We start from the raw sequence: 20,025 nt of genomic DNA, 5'->3' as shown, positions 1-20,025 counted from the left end.
TCTTCGGCTACCTCACCCCGGCTGAGACCAGGCAGCGGCATCAACACACCCTCGCGGCATAGCCATTACGTGTCCGAGATCACGGGGAAGCTTCACGTTCGGGCAGCGTGAACTTCTTGGGCCGGCCTCCCTTGTACTTCGGGTAAAGGGAGTCGAAGCCGTCAGCGTTGAAGTTGTGGATGACATCCCGGACCCGGTCTTCACTGGTGAACGTCACCTCAACGATCTTCGCCACGGTCATGCGCTGCGCGGACAGCAGCACCATCTGAGCCCGCCGCCAGGTCACCACCGACCCGGTGCCCCTGCGGACGATACGCAGCAAGCGCCGCCCCTCGCCGTCATCGAATCCGCGAACCCGTACCTGCTCTGCCATCCGCACATGATCTCGTTCAGCGCACGGTCATGCGGGTATTCCGGGCGGCGCGTAGTGGCGCAAGTAGTCACGCAACTGAGGCTCGAGCCCGGACAGGTCATTTCCGTTGAGGGCATGCCACAGACGGTTCTCGATCCAGAACCGATGGGCGAACTCCTCGAACGAAGGTGCACACCAGAGGATTGCGGCCCTTTGCTCCTCCGGATCGTCGAGATTGGTCTCCGTCTCTTCCCCATCGCGCCGTGCCTCGTACTCGTATTCGTAGTCGAGATAGGAGTGCACCACGAACGCCTCACCCGAAGAACGGAGGTAGAGGTACCAGATGACGCAGTCCTGTTGATCCCGCAGGAATCGCACGAGGAAGGCTCCAGGATCGACCGGACTGGGCAAGGGCTCTGAGATATCGGTCCAGCAGCCGGTCACCGAGACCTCGTCCAGCGAGTAGTGCAGCTTCGAGTCGGCCTGGAAGGTGGCGAAGTCCCGCGGCAGCGTCAAGCCTCTGGCCGACACGTCCTCTGCCAAGCGATTGAGCGCCGTGACCTGTTCGGGAACAGGTTCGCCGGTACCACCGAGCCATTGAAAGACGCCCGTGAACTGGGTGGAGTCGAGAGGTGGCAGACTCTCGTACGGGTAGTACTCGTAGGTGTAGCGGCAGGTCCGGTATGCACCCAGGTCCGTGGCACACCACTCAGAGTCGAAGCCGATCGAGGACAAGTCAGGCCCTGATCGTTCACCAGGCATCGGCCCCCCCTTTGATCATCGTGAGCGGAGTTGTCGGCGTCAGCATCGCACCGCCCACTGACACCCCTTGCAACGGGTGGGCGAAGCCAGCTCTCACTGGTGAGGGCGAACGTTGCCTGATGCGGCAATAGTTTTAGGTAGGGGGCGATGGTGGCGGTGGTGGTTGCGGATCGCAGGTAGTTCTCGGCGTGGTGGAAGCCGAACAGGGGGTTGATGACGGTGGTGTGGTCCAGGGCGATCCCGTCGAAAAATCGGCCTAGTTGAGGTGGGATGGCTACGGGGTCACCGGGGTCGGCGATGTTGACCCATCGCGTTTTCCGGGCGGGTGCGTTCCCCGTCGTTCCGGGCCGGCGCCCTGCAGCGAGGGGATGAGGCGTTCGGAGACGGCGCGGGGCAGCGCCATGGGAGAGCCCAAGGTGAGGAACAGCTCGCGATGAGCTGCTCGGCCGGCATCGCGCGGACGGCCGACACTCCGTTGCCAACGCGCCACCGGGATACGAGGACCTCACAGACGGCTGCCTTCTATTGGCCAGCGCGGGCGATGCGGACGATCACAATGCTGTACAGCCGAGATCGCCATGCCCGCGAGGTAGTCGTGATCCGCTCGCGCAGGTGAAAGTTACAACGCCTGACACCGTCCTCCCACACAGGAGTCCGGCGCGTACGCACTGCTGCCCCCGCTCGGGAGGGCCGGGGCGGCACTTCCCCCGTATCCCCTTGTAAGGGCAGGATCGGTGGCATGCGCATTTTGGTTATCGGCGGAACCTGGTTTCTGGGGAAGTCCATTGCAGAGCGAGCACTTGCGAGGGGGTGGGACGTCACCACCTTCAACCGCGGACGGTCAGGCTCCGATGTCGGAGGTGTGCAACAGGTCCATGGTGACCGTACAGTCCGTGAGGACCTGGACCGGCTCGCTCAACACGGTGCGTGGGATGCCGTGATCGATACGTCCAGTTCCGACTTCGCGCCGCGAGATGTCTTGTTGGCCGCCACCGCCCTGCGGGGCCAGGCCCGGCGTTGGGTCCACATCTCTACCGTCTCCGTCTACCAAGGGTGGCCGCACCAGCCGTTGACGGATGCCTCACCACTACTGGAGTGCCCTGCGGACGCGGACGATACCTATGGGTACACGGGCGAAAGCGGGAGCCCAACGGTCTACGGATTCCAGAAGGCCGGCGGCGAGCGCGCTGTCACCGAAGCCTTCGGGGATGCCGCGGTGTTCCTGAGGCCAGGGGTGATCCTCGGACCCGATGAATACGTCGGCCGCCTCCCCTGGTGGCTGAATCGGGCAAAGCGCGGCGGGCGCATCGTGGCCCCGGCGCCGGCCGAGCAACGTATCCAGCCGGTCGACGTCCGTGATGTCGCTGAGTTCGCGCTGGACCAGGCCGCGAGCGCGACTGGCGGCGGCTACAACGTCACCCACCCTGAGGGGATCTCCTTCGCCGACTTCCTCGGTGAGTGCCTGACGGTGACGGACAGTACTGGGACCCCGGTATGGGTAGAGCCGGACGTTCTGATCGAGCACGGCGTGAAGCAATGGACGGAGCTGCCGTTGTGGCGCACGCACGCCGGCGTGTGGTCCGTCGACTCGAGGCGCGCCGTCGCCGCGGGCCTGCGCTGTCGGTCTATCGCTGAGACGATCCGGGACACCTGGGCGTGGCTTGCCCGGGATGGGCGTCCCGTGGACAACCCTCGGTGGGCGGAACACGGGATCGCCGCGGAGAAGGAGGCGAAGATCCTCGCCTCGCTGTGATCAGGCTTCGATGGCGAGCAGCCCGACGTGCGGGCCGATCTGATGTGGTGGGGAAGCGCGGTTGAAGTCCTCGATCCGTTCGCGGAGTTGTCCGGGAAGTTGCGCGCCGTGGTACGTCGGCCTTGAGAGGTGGCGATGGATACGGGCCGTGCGCACCACGATGCCTGTCATCCGCTGCTCGCTCGGGATCTCCCACACCGGCCCCAGCGCCTCGGCGGCTCCCTCCACGTCGTTTCCCAGAAGGCGTGCCATCGCCAAGTCGGCCGCCGCACCTCCCCGAACGTGCGCCGACTGGGCGTCCTGTGACCGCTGCCCGAGGAGGGAAAGCGCTCGGCGCGCAGCGGCCTCGGCCTGGCCGCTGTCGCCGATGATGAGGGCGGTAGTGCTATTGGACATGGCCAGCCGCTCGGCGGTGAACCCGAACTCGCCGCCCACCACATCGTGGAGCTCGTCCACGCGGTCGCGGCCGGCTTCCTCGGAGAGACTGATTGCGCGCTGCGCAGACGCGATGTCGCCGAGGTGCGCATACGCGCGTCCCTGAATCGCATGGAGGCGGCGCTGTGCGATGTCGCCGAGTCCGCCGTAGGAGAGGGCGCGATCGGCTTTGGCCACGGCCTCAGAAATGTCGCCCGCGTGGTATGCGATGTACGCCAGGGTCCCATCCGCGAAGGCTCGCAACGGCACGAACCGTGTGGTCTCTCCGAACAGGGCGGCGGTGCGGGCGAAGGTCCTCGCGTGCCGCAGGTAGCCGAGGTCGAAGGCGGCGGAGGCCAATAGAGCCGCCACCTGGCCGTTGAGGATCATCAGGGCTTGGAGCTGCGCGGGCACCTGCGTGCGGTCCCGCTGGTCCTCAACCTTCCCGCGCAGTTCCTCGGCCTCCTCGAAGGCCCTCACCGGCGCGAGGCGGTGATAGCTTCGCGCGAGGGCGACGACCTGGTCGTGGAGCTCGTCAATGGTGTTGTCAGAGATGGACACGCCGGCGGTTGCGTCGGCGGCCTCATGGGCATCACGTGCGGTCATTCCGATTCGCTCTTCCAGATCCGGATCGTATGCGGGTACCTGGGGGTCGAAGACCTCAGACGGGTGCGCGAACAGCTGCTCCGCGGTGTATTCGGGGAACATGCGCTCAAGAATCGCGCACGTCTCCGCTCCGGGCAGGCCCACGAGCCGGCCAGCCGTCCAACGACGGAACTGAGGTTCTCCGCAGGTTGGATTGTTGGGGTTCCGGCCGAACAAATCCACGCCGGTCTGCGTGAACCGCTCATTGAACTTGCGGTATGTCAGCCGCTCCCGGTCACACAGCAACTTGAGCAGTGTGTTCGGCTCGCCGCTCATACCGCCCCCAGTCTCCAGCGCCGTTCATCTGGCGCGTCCTCGGATCAATCCCTTCTCGGGAAGGGGATACCTCCGACTCCCCCAACCGCAACACGTCCTGAATAGAAGCAACTTCAAAGCTACCCGGAGGCTATGTCCGTCACTCAGAAGCGCCCCAGAGGCAACTTCCTAGGACATGGCGGAGCTACGGGTCACAGGAGAACGCTGATCAGCCAACCCCCCGCTGAAGGTGCACGTCTAAGCACCAGCTGATCCAGGGAGTCCCTCGTGAGCCCGCCCCTACAGCGCACTGTCACCCCCACCACCGCTGACACGATCGCGGCCGTTGCGAACGTACTGCGCCCGACACCGGAGGCTGTGCGGTGAGAGAAGAGGTACGCGCGCCCGTAGAGGCCGGGACTGGCGTGCTTGTGCACTCCCGGCAGGACCGTGAAATCGCCGTCCGTGCCTGGCTCCTGGTAGCGGCGCCGGACGTGAGCGAGGCTACGGCACAGTGGCAGGAGAGCGGGATCGCGCTCCTTCGGTGCGGTGGCATCTTCGGCGCGGTCCGGATCTCCGCCAACTTGGTACGCGCAGCAGCCGGCACGGACAACACTCGGGAGATTGACGCCTTCCTCGCCGAAGCGTTGCAGGGCGGCCCGGTGTTCATGGACCTGTACACCCAGCGGTACTACGTCCTCGTACCGGTGAGCACCGGGCAGCGCTACGAGTGGACCTCACGCCGTGATCCGGAGGCAGAGTTCCTCGGGCGCGGCTGCTTCCTCGGCGTGCCACCGCTCGAAGCCACCGAACCGGAGGACGTGCGCTCGTACTGGTGCGTCCCGATGGATGGTCCCGGCACCCTCACCGTCCCGGACACGGTGTCCCAGTTCCTCACGGTCGCCCGGTCCCGGCGCGCCCAGGCGGAGAGGGAAGCCGATGAGTAACGAGGACGACTCGATCGACGCCGCCACGATCCGAGACGCGTACACGGCTGGCCTCGACGTGTGGGGCAGCTGCCCACCGAAGGCCGAGAAGCTGGAGCAGTTCCGCGACAGGCTCATCGAGCCCGTGCAGCTCCTCGTCCATGCGCTCACCCACTCAGCACCCCGGTCGAGAACACGTTGCCTCTCCCGCCGACCACACTCCAGCCGCTGCCTCCGACACCGCGGGCGGAGGGAGGACGAGCGGCAGGACGTCGCAGCCCGCCAGTTCACCCGTCTGGCAAGCCAGCGCTGCTTTGCACAACAGCGGCTTTCCGACGGCATTTTCGGTCGGAACGTTGATTCGATTCCTGGGACGTCCCAGGACGTCCCGACCGGGTCCTGTGGGGCGACACTGGTGACTCCGCATCCCTTGGACGATGCCCATGTGGCACGCCACGGCGTGCCACACCTGGACGAACCGCCCTTGTCGGCGAGTGGCGGCTCGAACTGCCTCGGCGACTCCTCTATGCGAGCCGCCGAGGCAGAGCTCCGCCCCTCGCCCACTTCGGATCCAGACCATGTCGAGATCGTCGCTTCCCAGCTCGGCCAGTGCGGTCAGAGGGTCGACGCTCCAGTCGGAACCACTGTCGATCGTGCCTGTCGGCTCTTCTTCCAGCCCGAGGTCGGCCGGGGTGAGACGGCGGCCAAGTCTGCGGGACAGCGTCTCGCGCAGGATATGCGGCGCTCTGCCACTCGGCTTCGTGCCCAGGACCCACATGGAAATGTGCGAGCGGGAGATCCCCTCCAGCTCACGCACCCCGCACTCCGCGGCCACCCGGGAAACGGCAGCGGCTGCTTGCGGCTGGGACCAGCCTGCTTCGCGCAGAAGTGCGGCGAGGGCGACGTTTCGCTCACGGGCCATGGACTGCCCCTCGGTTCCGAAATGATCTTTGGCGCCTTTGGCGGCCTTCCGGCCCGCGCACGCATACCCCTCAGACGGGATTCACGGTTCGCTCAACGTAGCGGCCAGATCACTCACTTCTCACGTCAGCCGTCGGAACCACTCGGCGATCTCAGCTCACTTTGGCTTGATCCGAACAGGAGTTGCGTCATGCGTCTTTCGCTGGTCCCTCGCCGAGGCGACATCCAGCGCGTGGACGGGAGCGGACGGCAAAGGCCCGCCACCGCGGAGCCAACGCCGCAGCGGAATCACGTGGTGGCCGCGTCGAAGACAGTGACGCTCGTACTGAGCGAGGATTCACCGCTGCCCGAGAGCGCTGCCGATGTGGAGGCCCTCGTTCGTCTTCTGCGCGGTCACGTTGCCCAGTTGGGAGCACGGACCGCTTCGGGCAGCCCTGTCCTGCTGTGCGCGCACCGGCTCTGCTCCGAAAGCATTCCCGAGGGCTACATGCCCAGCCGGGTGTACCTGGTCCAGCTCGCCGAAGCGACCCAGGAACTGGTCGCGTATGTGGAGCGCGTCGGTCCCGGGGCGATGCTCCCGAGGCGCAGGCGGCGTTGGCGGAAGCCGAGGATCAACGTGCTGCGCGGGGCGGTCTTCGCTGTTGCCCTCGCCTGCTTGGTCTGGGCCGCTTCGGTGCCGCGGACATGACGGCGACCGGAGCCGTCGTCATCGGGCTGATCCTCGTGCCGATGGCCTGGCTTGTTCTGCGGGGCAAGCGCGCAACCGGCCCTGCTGCGCCCGGCGAGGAGTCCCCGCCGTCTCAGATCGCCCCTTCCCCGCCCCGGTGACACCGGTGCCTCTCGTTCCTACCGTTCCCGGCCGCTGCGGCGGCCCCGAAGCCATCCCCGGATCCGCGGGGCCTACGGAGATCCACACGATGAAGCGCCTTCCGCGTATCGAGCATTACGGCCTGATCGGCGACATGCAGACCAGTGCCCACGTCTGCGACGACGGTTCGATCGACTGGCTGTGCCTGCCCCGGTTCGACTCGCCGGCCGTCTTCGCCAGCCTGCTCGGCACGCAGAAACACGGCACCTGGCGGATCGCTCCGGCCGCTCCCGCTGGCCGTTCCAGCTCCGAAGCAGTCGCCGAGCGCCGGTTCCGCGGTGACTCGCTCGTCCTTGAATCGGTATGGCGCACCCAGGCCGGTTCGGTCCGCGTCCTGGACTTCATGCCACCGCGCGACGGGGCACCGCAGGTGATCCGGATCGTCGAGGGCCTGACCGGTGAGGTCTCCATGGTCTCGGCCATGCGTCCGCGGCCGGGGTACGGCGGCGTCAGCCCGTGGATTCACGAGGTCGGTGGGCGCATGGTCGCGGAGGCTGGCGCGGACGCTCTGTGGCTCGACACCTGCGTCCAGCAGGTGGAGAAGGACGGCGTCATCGTCAGTGCCTTCTCCGTCGCCGCCGGGCAGAGCGTGGCGTTCGTCCTCAGTTGGTGCCCGTCCCACGCGACGGCGCCCGACGTTCCCGACCCGGAGGCCGCGCTCAGCGAGACGCTCACCTTCTGGCGGGACTGGACACGGGAGTGCACCTACGAGGGGCCCTATCGCGAACCCGTGGTCCGTTCATCGATCGCGCTGAAGGCGATGAAGTACGGGCCGAGCGGTGGGATCGTCGCGGCGCCGACCACGTCGCTGCCCGAGGAGATCGGCGGAAATCGGAACTGGGACTATCGCTTCACCTGGTTACGGGACGCCTCCACGACGCTGGCCGCGCTGCTGGGAACCGGATACCGGCAGGAGGCGCAGGCATGGCGGCGATGGCTCCTGCGAGCCGTGGCCGGCGATCCGGAGAACCTGCAGATCATGTACGGGATCACCGGGGAGCGTGACCTGCGGGAGCGGGTGTTGCCCTGGCTGCCCGGGTACGAGGGATCAGCCCCGGTGCGGGTCGGCAATGGGGCAGCCGACCAGCTGCAGCTCGACGTGTACGGCGAGGTGATCGAGACCCTGTACCTCGCGCACGAGAGCGGTGTGGCCCACTGCGCCGACACCGCCGTGCTGCACCAGCGACTCGTCGAGCACCTGGCACAGCGCTGGCAGGATCCCGACGAGGGGATCTGGGAGATTCGCAGGGCACGCCGGCACTTCGTGCACTCGAAGGTGATGGCCTGGGTGGCGATCGACCGCACCATCCGCTTGGTGGAGGCCGGCTCCCTCCACATGGACCTGGACTACTTGGCCGAACTGCGGGCGAAGATCCACCACGAAGTCTGCACCAAGGGCTTTGACCCGGTGCGCAACACCTTCACCCAGTCCTACGGCTCGCAGGAGCTGGATGCCGCCACGCTGCTGATCCCCCGCGTCGGCTTCCTGCCGCCGGACGATCCGCGCGTCGTCGGCACCGTGGACGCGGTACGTCGTGAACTCTCCACCCCGGACGGGCTCGTTCGCCGGTACCCGACCATCGGCGACCACGCCGGGGTGGACGGCCTGACCGGAGACGAGGGCACATTCGTCCTCTGCTCCTTCTGGCTCGTCGACGCCCTGGCCCTGACCGGCCGACTGGACGAGGCCCACGCCCTATTCGAACGCCTCCTCGCGCTGCGCAACGACCTCGGGCTCCTGGCCGAGGAGTACGACCCCGTCCAGCAGCGCCAGCTCGGCAACTTCCCGCAGGCGTTCAGCCACATGGGCCTGATCCAGAGCGCCCGGCTCCTTCAGCTCCTGGCGACGCAGTCCTCCCACCACCGCGGCGTGGTCGCGGTTCCGACGCCCCGCTCGACCTCACGCAGCACACGCCAGACCTGCGCAGACCTGACGCCGCAGCACGCTTAGCCACCCCCACCCTGACGAGGATTCCCATGCCTGACAGCGCCTTCCCGGCACGGCCGGCCGCTACCGGCCACCGCAGACGGCGGCCTCCGATCGACGCGTTCACGCTGCACCGTGTCCGCCGCGCCGTGGCACTGCCCCTGGTGCTCCTTGCCGCGCTGCTCGGTGCCGCCTTCCCCCTCTGGTCGGTGTCTGCGGAAGGCCCCGGCTGGCTCCTGGCCGGCCTAGTCTGCGGACTGGCTGGGGTCGCCACGGTGGCGGCTCGCGGAGCGCGAACGGCCGCAGGGGCCGTGCAGACAGCCGCGGAGGAGGCCCGGGCAGCGGCACTGACCGCGGTCGCGGGGGCAGCGGCAGCCGTCGAGAAGTCGGTGCAGTGGTCGGCGGACGAGCTGTGCCGCGGGGGACGCCCGCCGCTGCCGGACCTGCAGGCGCCACCATCGGCCAGTCCGAACGCCGAGATCAACAAGGCGTTGAGTGCAGTCCAGGCGCAGGCCATCGCGTCGCTGATACGTGTGCACGACGAGTCCCAGTCCGTCGTCCTCCTGGAAGTGCTGCGCCGTCTGGCCATGCGCGAGCACGCCCTGGTCGGCAAGGCGCTTCAGGCACTGAGCCAGCTGGAGATGCTGACCGACGACCCGGAGCTGCTGGCCAAGATCTTCGAGATCGATCACCTCGTGACGCGGATGCGTCGCCAGGTCGAGAGCACGGCGGTGCTGGGCGGGCAGTCCCTGCGCAGCGTGCGCCGGCCTGTTCCCGTCGCGACGGCGCTGCGCGGCGCGGTCTCCGAGGTCGTGCAGTATCCGCGTGTGGCTGTCGCGGCCGGGTCTGTGGGCGCCGAGCTGGGTCTTCCCGGACATGTGGGTCCGGACCTGACGCACCTGCTGGCCGAGCTGATCGAGAACGCCTGCGAGTGCTCCGATCCGGCGACGAAGGTGATGGTGCGTGCGCAGCGGGTGGCGAACGGGCTGGCGGTCGAGGTCGAGGACCGGGCCATCCCCATGCATCCGCAGACGCGGGCACAGATGAACCACCTACTCAAAGCCCCCGACGAGGTCGACGTCAGCGGCCAAGTCCGAGCCGGCCAGCTCGGCTTGCTGGTCGCCGCGAAGATCGCCCAGTCCCACGGGCTGTCCGTTCTCCTGCAGGAGAACGTGACAGGAGGCACCACCGCCCTGGTCGTTATTCCGGCACGGCTCCTCGTAGCGATTCCCTCCGTCGACGATGCGAGCGCGCTGCCAAAGGAAGCCCGCCCCTCCGCGCCGCAGCCGCGGCAGGTTGCCGCGACTCCAGCCATCCCGACGGCCGGCCAGGTCACACGCCCCGGCACCGCAGGGGCACCGGGAGCCGCAGAGACAGGTCACTCTGCTGATGCGCCCGCTCTTCCCACGCGTAGACGTCAGGTCGGCTCGTTCCATCCACCACGCGAGCGGGAGCAAGCCCCCGTGACCGCGGCGACGCCAGGGCTCGCAGCCGCCTTCCGCAACGGCATCCAGGCCGGCGGGGCCGCCGGTTCTCCCACCGCTTCGACAGAGCAGCCCAGGCCCTGAACCTCGCCCTTCCTTCCACGTTCCCGGCGGCCCGTTACATCCGCTGGCCCTTCCCCCTTTTGGAGCGATCCCTATGAGCACCCACCCCGCGATGAACAACGTGACCGGCGACGCGCCCGCATCCGAGACAACGGCAAGCGGACAGCGGGACAACATGGCCTGGCTGCTGCGTCAGTTCGCCTCCGATGTCCCGGGCGTCACGCACGCCGTCCTGCTGTCGCGGGACGGACTGCGGCTGCTGGACAGCGACGTCGACAAGGACTGGGCGGACGAACTGTCGGCCGCGCTCAGCGGAGTGGCCTCACTCGCGGCGAACATCACCGGCCCCAGCCACAAGAAGCGGCCGGCCAGGCAGGTCGTCATCGAGCGAGACGACTGCCTGTTCTTCGTCCAGAGCGCCGGTCGCAGCGCGGCCTTCGAAAACCACCCCGGCAACGAACGCGGTGAGGTGGACACGGTCCTCGCCGTCATCGCCACCACGGACGCCGACGCGGGCACCGTCGGGTACGAGACGGGGCGGCTGGTGCAGAGGTTCGCCCCCTACATGCAGATCCCCGTCCGCGTCGGCACGGGTGCTGAGGTCCGGTGACCACACACGGCCGCGCGGCCGAGGATTCGACGTTCGTGCGGACCTACACCCTGACGCGCGGGCGTACCAAGCCGCGGCACCTGCTCGGCCTGGAAACCGTGCTGGACGCCGGGCCGGGGCGTCCCGGCCCGGGCCAGGCCGAGGAATGCGAAGACATCCTCACCCTGTGCCGAGAGCGCCGACGTTCGGTGACCGAGCTGGCGGGCCGACTCGGCCGCCCTGTCACTGCCGTCAAGATCCTCGTCTCGGACCTCCTGGACGCCGACGCCCTGGTCGTCCCCGTCACCTCCCCCTATGCCGCAGCCGACGCGGACGCGGATGCAGGTCCCTCCCCGCAACTGCTGGCGGCCCTCTCAGCGGGCCTGAAAAGGAAGTGGCCCGATGCCATCGCCTACCCCCAGGCCGGATGACCCGGCCGTGGTGCTGCGGACTCCGGCGCGCCCGGATGCCGGTGCACCTACCGTGCTGAAGATCGTGATCGCCGGGGGCTTCGGCGCGGGCAAGACCACCGCCGTGGGCGCGGTCAGCGAGATCACGCCGCTGAGCACGGAGGAGTACCTGACCGAAGCGAGCGCGGACGTGGACAGCCTGGAAGGCGTCGAGGCCAAGCAGACCACCACGGTCGCCTTCGACTTCGGTCGCCTCAGCCTGCCCGACGCGCCCGTACCCCTGGAACTGTTCCTGTTCGGCACGCCGGGCCAGGACCGGTTCGTCGACCTCTGGTACGACCTCTCCCGCGGAGCCGTCGGCGCGGTCGTCCTGGTCGATACCCGCCGCCTGGAAAGCAGCTTCACCCCCGTCAGCTTCTTCGAAGACATCGGCCTGCCCTTCGTCGTCGCCGTGAACCAGTTCCACGGAGCACACCGCTACCACCCCGAACAGGTCCGTACCGCCCTCGAACTACCCGCCTCTGTACCGGTGGTCACCTGCGACGCCCGCGACCCGAACCACGTCGCCGGCGTCCTGCTGACCCTCGTCGGCCACGCCGTGAGAAACGCAGCGGCGGGCCCCGTCCGCCCCACACCCACTACCACCCTCCAGGACGCCTGATGACATACCAGCCCACCAACCCCTACCTCGGACCGCAGACCCCGCCCACGCAGGCACTGCCGCGCCGCAACCTGCGGGACCTCGCCCCTGGGCCGTCCGTCCCTGCCGCCGCCGTCACCGGCCCGCAGGCCCAGCGGACGACCGAACTGGCGCGGCGGTACGAGCTGATCGAGCGCCTGGGCATGCCTACCGCTGCCAGCGACGACTTCGACGAGATGGCCCGCGACATGGCCACGCAGGCCGGGTTCCTGTACGGGTTCGTCAATCTGTTCCTGGAGGAGCAGACCTTCGTCGGACTGCACCAGCCGCCCGCGGACAGCGGGTACGTCATCGTAGGCCGCACCATGAGCCGCGACCACGGCTGGTGCCCGGAGGTCATGGCCCGCAAGAAGGCCCTCCCGCTGCACGACGTGCACGCCAGCCCGCGCTTCAGCAGCAACCACGTGGTCGACGCGGTCGGGATCCGCTCCTACTTCGGCGCCCCGCTCATCCACGACAGCGGCACCGTGCTGGGCACGGTGTGCGTCATCGACCCCGAGAAGAGGCCCCTGAGCGAGGCGCGACGCCTCAGAGACATCGTCATCAACGCCGGCGCAGCCACTGGATGTCCCGGTCCTCGAAGATGAAGTCGAGGAAGATCATCAGCAGGAACATGCCACCGAAGGCGGCGATCGCCGAGTGGGCGTCGGTGACCAGCTGCTGGTAGCGGTCCTTGTTGTTGAGCGCCAGGTCGACGGCCTCGATCGGACCCATCTTGGCGCTGATCGCGACGATGACGATGGGGAAGACCAGCCTCATGCCGAAGACGGCGCCGCGTCCGCAGCCGCTTGGAGGCCGACCCCGGGCGGCTCGCCCACGGCCCGGCGGCCGTCCTGCACGCAATCGCCAACAGCGTCGTCGACCAGTACCTCGATGTCGTCGCCGCCCTGGAGGCCGACGCCGACGAGGTCGAGAGCGACGCCTTCTCCCCGGCCGTCGGCCACGACGTCGGCCGCATCTACCAGCTCAGACGCGAACTTGTGGAGTTGCGGCGCACGGTCGCGCCCCTCGCCCGGCCCCTGCGCGACCTCGCCGAACGCCGCGTCCCCGGCGTGGACAGGGAGCTGGCCCCCTACTTCTGCGACGTCCAGGACCACCTCGCCCAGGCCGCCGAACGTGTCGCGGTCCTGACCGAACTCGTCGACAACGCCTTGTCCATGGCCCTCGCCCAGACCGGCATCCAGCAGAACCACGACATGCGCCGCATCAGCGCCCTGGCCGCACTCATCGCTGTACCCATCATGATCGCCGGCATCTACGGCATGAACTTCGACCACATGCCCGAACTGCGCCGGGTCTTCGGCTACCCGATGATGCTCATCGCCACGGCCACGCTCGTCACGCTCATCTACCTGATCTTCCGCAAGAAGCGCTGGCTGTGACCCGGCTGGGCACCAGCGGCCGAGCGCGGCGTCCTGGGCACTTGACTTTCGCTTCACCGTCTCCTGGCACACTGTCCGGACCCGCACCGGCGAAGGAGAGTCCCGCATGTCGATGGTCGGCAACTTGCGCAAAGTCACCAGCCTGACCCGGCGCAACCGCCGCCGCGTGGACCTCAGCCACCCGGCCCGCTCCCCGCTCGGCTCCTCCGTCGTCAACTGCGTCCTCTACCGTGACGGTATCCGGCAGCCCGGCACGGACACGGTCGAAGAGGCCGTCCGGCACGTACGCAAGCACGGACACGACTTCGTGTGGCTGGGCCTGCACGAGCCCACCGAGACGGAGTTCGCCCGCGTCGCCGAGCTGTTCGATCTGCACCCGCTCGCCGTCGAGGACGCCGTCCAGGCGCACCAGCGGCCCAAGCTGGAGCAGTACGGCGACGTCCTGTTCGCCGTCTTCAAGACCGTCACCTACGTGGAACACGAGCAGCTGACCGCCACCAGCGAGGTGGTGAACACCGGCGAGATCATGGTGTTCACCGGCCCGGACTTCGTCGTCACCGTCCGCCACGGCCGGCACGGATCGCTCGGCCCCCTGCGTGAGGACCTGGAAGCCGAGCCCGAGCAGCTGACCAAGGGCCCCTCGGCCGTACTGCACGCCATCGCCGACCATGTCGTCGACGACTACGTCACCGTCACCGACGCCGTGCAGGAAGACATCGACGAGGTCGAGTCCGAGGTCTTCTCCCCGAGGGGCGGTCAGACCGCGGACGCCGGCCGCATCTACCAGCTCAAGCGCGAACTCCTCGAACTGAAGCGCGCCGTGGTGCCCCTCGGCCGCCCCCTGGAGACGCTCTCCACCAAGCCGCTTCGCTCCGTCGACCCCGGAATACGGGCATACTTCCGTGACGTCGCCGACCACCAGGCCCGGGTCACCGACCAGATCACCGGCTTCGACTCCCTGATCGACTCCATCCTTCAGGCCCACCTCGCCCAGGTCGCCGTCGCGCAGAACGACGACGCCCGCAAGATCACCGCCTGGGCCGCGATCATCGCCGTACCCACCATGGTGTGCGGCGTCTACGGCATGAACTTCGATCACATGCCGGAGCTGCGCTGGCGCTTCGGGTATCCCCTCGTCCTCGGCGTCATCGTCACCGCCTGCTTCCTCCTCCACCGTGCTTTCAAGCGCAACGGCTGGTTGTGACACGCGCCTCCTCTTCACCCAAAGATCAGAAGCAGCGGCGCGCCTGAACGGCGAGCAAGCTTCAGCGGCACAACCCACCACGCCAACGGAGCGAGACACCATTCCAAACGGAGAAGTGTCTCCTACCGGCGGGGGCGCCACGGGATGGGTATCGTCCGCCTCGATGCCCTGGCCTGCACTTCAGCGGCCTGCACGGAAGAGGATCACCATGGCCGATCGGCAGCGGAGAACTGCGTCAGACGACGGATGCGCTTCGCAGACGCCGGGGGCTCCACGGGCGGGCGCGCACGACACGACGCGTCTCGCAGTGGTGATCGGTGCTCTCGGCGTGGTCTTCGGCGACATCGGGACCAGCCCGATCTACACCCTCCAGACCGTGTTCAACCCGAGGGACCCGCACCCCGTCCCGGTCAGCACCCAGAACGTGTACGGCGTGGTGTCGCTCGTGTTCTGGTCGGTGATGACCATTGTGACGGTCACCTACGTACTTCTGGCGATGCGCGCCGACAACGACGGCGAGGGCGGCATCATGGCGCTGATCACCCTCGTACGGCGGTGGGGCTCGCAGCGGAGCCGGCGGGCCACGGCCGTACTGGCCGCGCTCGGCGTCTTCGGCGCTTCGCTGTTCTTCGGCGACAGCATGATCACTCCGGCGATCTCGGTACTCTCCGCGGTTGAAGGGCTCAAGGTCGTCCAGCCTTCGCTGGAGACCGCGGTCGTGCCGATCACCGCGGTGATCATCGTCCTGCTCTTCATCGTGCAGCGCCGAGGGACCGCCGCGGTGGGCCGGATGTTCGGGCCGGTCATGATCGCCTGGTTCGTGGTCATCGGCGCCAGCGGCGTGGCCGGCATCATCGACCACCCGGCGATCCTCCGGGCGCTGTCGCCCACGTACGCCCTGGGCTTCCTGTTCGGCCATTTCGGCACCGCTTTCTTCGCCCTGGCCGCGGTCGTGCTCGCGGTCACCGGCGCGGAAGCGCTCTACGCGGACATGGGGCACTTCGGCCGCCGGGCCATCACCCGCGGCTGGATGCTACTCGTCTTCCCGGCGTGCGTCCTGAGCTACCTCGGCCAGGGCGCGCTGATCCTCGCCGACCCGCACAACGTCAGCAGCCCCTTCTTCCTGCTCGTGCCCCACTGGGGCAGGTGGCCGATGGTCCTGCTGGCCACCGCGGCCACGGTGATCGCCTCCCAGGCCGTGATCACCGGCGCGTACTCGGTCACCTCCCAGGCCGCCCAGCTCGGCTACCTGCCGAGGCTGCGGATCGCGCACACCTCCGAATCCACCATCGGCCAGATCTACGTCCCCTGGATCAACTGGCTGCTGATGGTGTCGGTCCTCACCCTGGTCTTCGCCTTCCGCAGCTCCACCGCGCTGGCCTTCGCGTTCGGCATGGCGGTGACCGGCACCATCACCATCACCACCCTGCTGTTCTTCTACGTCGCCCGTGCCAAGTGGGGCACGCCCAAGTGGCTGATCGGCGTCGGCGCGACCGTGCTGCTCTCCGTGGACCTGCTGTTCGTTGCGGCCAACCTGACCAAGCTCGTCCACGGCGCGTGGCTGCCGCTGCTGATCGGCCTGACCGCGTTCACCGTCATGACCACCTGGCAGCGCGGCCGCGAACTCGTCACCTCCGAACGAGCACGCCAGGAGGGCCCGCTGCCGGAGTTCATCGACCGCCTCCGCAGCGGCGAGGTGTCGACGCTGCGGGTCCCAGGCACAGCCGTCTTCCTGAACCGCGGCAAGCAGACCACCCCCCTGGCCATGCGGGCCAACGTCGAACGCAATCACGTGCGACACGACCAGGTCGTGATCCTGGCCATCGAGACCGAGCCGGTGCCCCGCGTACCGGCCGACCAGCGACTCGCCGTCGACGACCTCGGCTACACCGACGACGGGATCATTCACGTCACCGCCCGTTTCGGCTATATGGAGACACCGGACGTACCCAGCACCCTGGCCACGCTCGAACCGGCGCAGACCGAAGGACTGTTGCAGCTCGAACAGGCGACCTACTTCCTGTCGAAGATCGAACTGCGGCGCGGCAAGGCAGCGACCATGGCGCCGTGGCGCAAGCGGCTCTTCATCGCCACCTCGTACATCACCGCAGACGCCGCCGAGTACTTCGGCCTGCCCCGTGACCGCACGGTCATCATGGGCTCGCACATCGAGGTATAGGCGCCGGTCGCTGATCGCCCGCGCAGACCCCACCCGGCAACCGCAGCACGCTCCCTGCCTGTTGACGGCGCGTTCCCACCGAGGAAGACGCCGTCGGCGAGGCCGCTGACGAGCCGGAAGTTCCTCAGGGCCGGGCGGATTTGGCGTGGTTCGTAGGGCAGTCGTGCGCCTCCCGGTACGGTCGCGGTCGCGGACCTCGGCCTCATCCAGGACGTAGAAAGGGATACCGAAGGGGTCGGGGGCCACACCCACAGGTCCGCAGCGTGTTGGGGGCGGTGGGTTCGTGAACCGTGGTCATCGTGTCTTCCCCTCTCAGGCGGTCCGCAGCGCGAAAGCAAGTGCCGGTGCGGACTTCGGCTTGGGGGCCGGGACGGTGAACTGCGGGTCCACCGTGAGGGCCGTGACGCCGAGCGGCTCGGTCAGCGCACGCAACGCAGGCTCGGCGAGGCGGATCCGCGCCTGGTCGCGGCCGAGCGTGGCGGTCAGCCGGCGCAAGGAGGTGAAGCCGACGGCCGTACGGTCGCCGAGCGGGGTGCGGAAGAGGCGGACCCTACAGCCCGAGGACCCCAGCCGGACCGGGACGTACAGGGGTCCGGCCGGGAACCGATCGGAGGGCTCAAGGTCTTCGCCATAAAGGAGTTGTGCCATGGCGTGCCTCTTGAAAGGCAGGGAGCGACAGATCTGGAATGCCCCGAATGCGGCGAGGCGGACCGGGGCTCACCGTCGAGGTTGTGCCTGGTGTCACCCGCTCGCGGGCGTGCCCTGACGAGACGCTGACGATGATCCGGACGACCTTGACGGAATGCTGACGCGCCTGGTCAGAGGACATGGAAAGGACTGTCAGAAGGGCGCCAAGAATTGGCGTACGGACTGTTCGAAAGTCCTGCGGGGAGATGAGATGGAAGCGATTCCAAGGAGGATCGTCGGCCGGGACACCTTCGGTCGGCGTGTGCAGAACGGTGTAAGTGATGTCCGAGTCCCGACCGCCCTCAGCCCCCCGCGTCGTTGCGGGAGTGAGCGGCTCGCTGGGCAGTCTCACCACCCTGGGCCGGGCAGCAGAGGAGGCCCGGCGCCGGGAGGCAGAGCTCTGGCCTGTACTGGCATGGGAGCCGCCGGGCGGGGATCTCACCGCGCGCAGATCCCCTTCCGCGTCCGCCATGGTCCCGGAATGGGAGCGGCTGGCACGCGAGAGGCTCCTCGGGGCGCTGCACGAAGTGTTCGGAGGCACGGACACCGGGCTGCCCGGACAGGCGCTCGTCGCACGGGGTGCCCCGGGACCGGTACTCGTGCACATCGCCAGCCGGGAGGGCGACCTCCTGGTGATCGGCGCCGGTGGGCGCGGCCGGCTGCACCGCACGCTCGCGCCGTCGGTCGGCCGCTACTGCCTCGCCCACGCCGGCTGCCCCGTCCTCGCGGTGCCGCCGTCCCCGCTGCAAGCTGCGCTGGCAGCCGTACACCGCCGGAACATCTGGCGGCTACGGCTGGACACCGGGGACATGCGGAAGGAGTTCGAGACCGTGCCGCCCGACGCCTGAGGTGTCCTCAGGACGTGGCAGCCGCAGACAGATCCGGCTGCTCCGGCCTTCCCCTCCCCGGTGCCGTCGGTACGGCGAGCACCATGGTGAACCCCCCGCCGGGGGTGTCCTCGGCGTGCAGGGTGCCTCCGATGGCCTCGGCAAAACCGCGCGCCACCGCGAGGCCGAGGCCGACACCGACACCGCGGGGTGAGTCGCCGTACCGCTGAAAGGGTTCGAAGATTCGGTCCTTGGCCTCGTCCGGAACGCCCGGGCCCCGGTCCACGACCCGCACCTCGACCCGGTCGGCGAGAGCGCTCGCGGACACCAGGACCCTCTCCCCCAGCGGGCTGTATTTGACTGCGTTCTCGACGACGTTCGCGACGGCCCGCTCGAGCAGCCCCCGGTCGATCCACACCATGGGCAGGGTCTCGGGGATGTCCAGTTCCACGCTATCGAGCGCGAGCCCGAGGATGGCGTTGCCCGCCAGCAAGGTGCCCGAAGCGTCCCCGTCGGCGAACCTGCCGCCGGCGAACGTACCGATCGCGCTGGTCACTCCGAAGATCAGCAAGAAGATGCCGACGCTGCCACCCGCAACGCCGGTGACGTCCTGCACGAACGGCGCGAGGTAGGTGAAGGCCGTGAACTGGGCGCCCATGAGCAGTACTCCGGACCCCGCCATCGCCAGCACCCGCGGCGCGAAAGCGTGGCGGGCCTGGGCTGCCAGTCCCGCTGGACCGCTGCCGCCCGATTCCGGCACGCACAACAGCGTGGCTGCCAGAGCGACGGCGCACAGCACGACGACGCCGACGAACGTGGCTCGCCAGCCGAGTGTCTGCCCGAGCCATGTGCCGAGCGGCACGCCGAGCACGGTGGAGACGGCGATGCCACCGAAGACCAACGAGACGGCGTGACCGCGGCGTTCGACGGGAACCAGCCCGGTGGCGACGGCGGCGGCCGCGCCCAGAAACAAGCCGTGCAGGACGCCGGTGAGGGCTCGGGCGGCCAGCAGCACACCGAACTCCGCGGCCGTCAGCGCGACCACGTTCACGGCGATGAAGGCGGCCAGCGCCAGCACCAGCAGCCGGCGCCGCGCCATCTTGATGGTCAGGGCGGTGACGACGGGCCCTCCGACCGAGATGCCGAGCGCGTACGCCGTGACGAGGAGTCCGGCGGTGCCGACCGAGACCTTCAGGTCGTCCACGATCAGGTCCAGTACGCCTACGATGACAAGCTCGGCCGTACCGATGACGAAGGCACCGAGGCCCAGGGCCGCGAAGGCGAAACGCCGCCCGGGCACACGGGATTCCCCGGCGGCCATCATGGACGGGTCCTCTCCGGGGAGTGCTCCAACGCCTCTTCTTCGATGAACGCCACCGTCTGACGCCAGATCCGGCCGTTCCGCAGGACGAGCGTCCCCACAGCCGGCCGATCCTGACCGCCCACGTTCATGACGGCCCGGTAGAGCAACGTGTCGCCGTGCTCCGCGTACTGCTCGAGGGTCACCAGGCGCGGCATGTGAGCCAGGTAGATGGACAGGCCCAGCCGGATCGCTTCGACGCCGACGAAGAGCTGGTCGAATCTCAGGAGCGTGGCGTCCGGCGCGTAGTTCTCCATCACCGCCTCGATGTCTCCCGAGGCGAGTGCCGCCAGTTGCCGTTCGAGTACGGCGTGCAC

Annotated in this window: 17 protein-coding genes and 6 pseudogenes; 14 read left to right on the top strand and 9 right to left on the bottom strand. The window is 68.4% G+C overall.

All coding sequences use genetic code 11. The features are described 5' to 3' along the window. Positions 1-97 precede the first annotated feature (97 nt). Both ABZ656_RS18510 and ABZ656_RS18505 read right to left on the bottom strand, forming a co-directional pair. Positions 98-373 (bottom strand): annotated as a pseudogene (locus ABZ656_RS18510) (helix-turn-helix domain-containing protein); the annotation flags it as partial. A 27-nt stretch (positions 374-400) separates the two neighbouring features. Next, positions 401-1,114, bottom strand: coding sequence for a hypothetical protein (locus tag ABZ656_RS18505; RefSeq protein WP_360269239.1), 714 nt, complete (start codon positions 1,112-1,114; stop codon positions 401-403). A gap of 739 nt (positions 1,115-1,853) precedes the next feature. On the opposite strand from ABZ656_RS18505, the gene ABZ656_RS18500 reads away from it, so the two are divergent. Continuing rightward, positions 1,854-2,867: an NAD-dependent epimerase/dehydratase family protein gene (locus ABZ656_RS18500; RefSeq protein WP_360269237.1), complete on the top strand. Its 1,014-nt coding sequence runs from the start codon at positions 1,854-1,856 to the stop codon at positions 2,865-2,867. Here the strand turns inward: ABZ656_RS18500 and ABZ656_RS18495 are convergent, their stop codons facing one another. Further along, positions 2,868-4,202, bottom strand: coding sequence for a DNA-binding protein (locus tag ABZ656_RS18495; RefSeq protein ID WP_360269235.1), 1,335 nt, complete (start codon positions 4,200-4,202; stop codon positions 2,868-2,870). 404 nt (positions 4,203-4,606) lie between these two features. Between ABZ656_RS18495 and ABZ656_RS18490 the strand changes: the two genes are divergently transcribed. Next, positions 4,607-5,128, top strand: coding sequence for a hypothetical protein (locus tag ABZ656_RS18490; RefSeq protein ID WP_360269233.1), 522 nt, complete (start codon positions 4,607-4,609; stop codon positions 5,126-5,128). Between the two features lie 556 nt (positions 5,129-5,684). Here ABZ656_RS18490 and ABZ656_RS18485 read toward each other — a convergent pair. Beyond that, positions 5,685-6,029 (bottom strand): annotated as a pseudogene (locus tag ABZ656_RS18485) (Tat pathway signal protein); the annotation flags it as partial. A 189-nt stretch (positions 6,030-6,218) separates the two neighbouring features. Here ABZ656_RS18485 and ABZ656_RS18480 point away from each other — a divergent pair. From ABZ656_RS18480 to ABZ656_RS18445, 8 genes are all read left to right on the top strand, one after another. Beyond that, positions 6,219-6,716 (top strand): DUF6415 family natural product biosynthesis protein, encoded by a 498-nt coding sequence (locus ABZ656_RS18480; protein ID WP_360269231.1) that lies wholly within the window; start codon positions 6,219-6,221, stop codon positions 6,714-6,716. Further along, the gene (locus tag ABZ656_RS18475; protein ID WP_360269229.1) at positions 6,713-6,856 is read left to right on the top strand and encodes a hypothetical protein; all 144 of its coding nucleotides are present in this window, start codon (positions 6,713-6,715) and stop codon (positions 6,854-6,856) included. Before ABZ656_RS18480 ends, ABZ656_RS18475 begins: the two co-directional genes overlap by 4 nt. A gap of 89 nt (positions 6,857-6,945) precedes the next feature. Next, a complete protein-coding gene (locus ABZ656_RS18470; protein WP_360269227.1) occupies positions 6,946-8,847 on the top strand; it encodes a glycoside hydrolase family 15 protein in 1,902 nt (633 codons plus the stop codon). Positions 8,848-8,873: 26 nt separating this feature from the next. After that, positions 8,874-10,391 carry an ATP-binding protein gene (locus ABZ656_RS18465; protein ID WP_360269225.1) on the top strand — a complete coding sequence of 506 codons (1,518 nt, stop codon included), beginning with the start codon at positions 8,874-8,876 and terminating at the stop codon, positions 10,389-10,391. Between the two features lie 73 nt (positions 10,392-10,464). Then, entirely contained in the window at positions 10,465-10,980 is a 516-nt protein-coding gene (locus ABZ656_RS18460; RefSeq protein WP_360269223.1) for a roadblock/LC7 domain-containing protein, read from the top strand. After that, a complete protein-coding gene (locus ABZ656_RS18455) occupies positions 10,977-11,390 on the top strand; it encodes a DUF742 domain-containing protein (RefSeq protein WP_360269221.1) in 414 nt (137 codons plus the stop codon). Before ABZ656_RS18460 ends, ABZ656_RS18455 begins: the two co-directional genes overlap by 4 nt. 52 nt (positions 11,391-11,442) lie before the next feature. Continuing rightward, entirely contained in the window at positions 11,443-12,030 is a 588-nt protein-coding gene (locus ABZ656_RS18450; RefSeq protein ID WP_360269219.1) for an ATP/GTP-binding protein, read from the top strand. Further along, a complete protein-coding gene (locus ABZ656_RS18445; protein WP_360269217.1) occupies positions 12,030-12,656 on the top strand; it encodes a GAF domain-containing protein in 627 nt (208 codons plus the stop codon). The genes ABZ656_RS18450 and ABZ656_RS18445 overlap by 1 nt, the downstream gene beginning before the upstream one ends. Here the strand turns inward: ABZ656_RS18445 and ABZ656_RS18440 are convergent. Then, positions 12,622-12,840, bottom strand: a pseudogene (locus tag ABZ656_RS18440) (DUF475 domain-containing protein); the annotation flags it as partial. The gene ABZ656_RS18445 and the pseudogene ABZ656_RS18440 overlap by 35 nt on opposite strands. A gap of 14 nt (positions 12,841-12,854) precedes the next feature. Here ABZ656_RS18440 and ABZ656_RS18435 point away from each other — a divergent pair. From ABZ656_RS18435 to ABZ656_RS18425, 3 genes and pseudogenes are all read left to right on the top strand, one after another. After that, a pseudogene (locus ABZ656_RS18435) lies at positions 12,855-13,451 on the top strand (CorA family divalent cation transporter); the annotation flags it as partial. Positions 13,452-13,557: 106 nt separating this feature from the next. Then, positions 13,558-14,655, top strand: a complete 1,098-nt coding sequence (locus ABZ656_RS18430) for a magnesium and cobalt transport protein CorA (RefSeq protein ID WP_360269215.1) — start codon at positions 13,558-13,560, stop codon at positions 14,653-14,655. 307 nt (positions 14,656-14,962) lie between these two features. Continuing rightward, positions 14,963-16,834, top strand: a complete 1,872-nt coding sequence (locus tag ABZ656_RS18425; RefSeq protein WP_360269213.1) for a potassium transporter Kup — start codon at positions 14,963-14,965, stop codon at positions 16,832-16,834. A gap of 312 nt (positions 16,835-17,146) precedes the next feature. Here the strand turns inward: ABZ656_RS18425 and ABZ656_RS18420 are convergent, their stop codons facing one another. Further along, positions 17,147-17,482 carry an SAV_915 family protein gene (locus tag ABZ656_RS18420; protein ID WP_360269210.1) on the bottom strand — a complete coding sequence of 112 codons (336 nt, stop codon included), beginning with the start codon at positions 17,480-17,482 and terminating at the stop codon, positions 17,147-17,149. 320 nt (positions 17,483-17,802) lie between these two features. Here ABZ656_RS18420 and ABZ656_RS18415 point away from each other — a divergent pair, with 320 nt between their 5' ends. After that, positions 17,803-18,369 (top strand): universal stress protein, encoded by a 567-nt coding sequence (locus ABZ656_RS18415; RefSeq protein ID WP_360269207.1) that lies wholly within the window; start codon positions 17,803-17,805, stop codon positions 18,367-18,369. A 7-nt stretch (positions 18,370-18,376) separates the two neighbouring features. Here ABZ656_RS18415 and ABZ656_RS18410 read toward each other — a convergent pair. From ABZ656_RS18410 to ABZ656_RS18400, 3 genes and pseudogenes are all read right to left on the bottom strand, one after another. Continuing rightward, positions 18,377-18,805 (bottom strand): annotated as a pseudogene (locus ABZ656_RS18410) (ATP-binding protein); the annotation flags it as partial. 63 nt (positions 18,806-18,868) lie between these two features. Beyond that, a pseudogene (locus ABZ656_RS18405) lies at positions 18,869-19,669 on the bottom strand (MFS transporter); the annotation flags it as partial. Next, positions 19,669-20,025: a nuclear transport factor 2 family protein gene (locus tag ABZ656_RS18400; RefSeq protein WP_360269204.1), complete on the bottom strand. Its 357-nt coding sequence runs from the start codon at positions 20,023-20,025 to the stop codon at positions 19,669-19,671. The gene ABZ656_RS18400 and the pseudogene ABZ656_RS18405, both read right to left, overlap by 1 nt.

Source organism: Streptomyces sp. NPDC007095, from assembly GCF_040634475.1.
GTDB lineage: Bacteria > Actinomycetota > Actinomycetes > Streptomycetales > Streptomycetaceae > Streptomyces.
The sequence above is the reverse complement of the archived record's forward strand: the minus strand, read 5'-3'. Positions and strand labels throughout refer to the sequence as shown.